The 261-nt window shown below is 49.0% G+C and carries 2 rRNA genes; both read left to right on the top strand.

The annotated features are described in order from the left end of the window. Nucleotides 1-108: ribosomal RNA gene (locus OGW44_RS00715) — 23S ribosomal RNA — on the top strand; the annotation flags it as partial. Between the two features lie 95 nt (nt 109-203). Next, nucleotides 204-261 (top strand): 5S ribosomal RNA (gene rrf / locus OGW44_RS25725); the annotation flags it as partial.

The following is a 261-nucleotide window of genomic DNA, read 5'->3' as shown; positions in this document are numbered from 1 at the left end:
TTAAGGGTCCTGAAGGAACGTTGAAGACGACGACGTTGATAGGTCGGGTGTGTAAGCGTAGCGATACGTTGAGCTAACCGGTACTAATGAACCGTGAGGCTTAACCTTACAACGCCGAAGATGTTTTGGCGAAAGAGACACGAAATTCAGCTTGATTACAGATGACATCGACATGCGAAAAGTGTGTTGATAAACAGAATTTGCCTGGCGGCTGTAGCGCGGTGGTCCCACCTGACCCCATGCCGAACTCAGAAGTGAAAC

Source organism: Citrobacter sp. Cb023 (genome assembly GCF_030336805.1).
GTDB lineage: Bacteria > Pseudomonadota > Gammaproteobacteria > Enterobacterales > Enterobacteriaceae > Citrobacter > Citrobacter braakii.
This window is presented reverse-complemented; position numbering and strand designations above follow the sequence as displayed.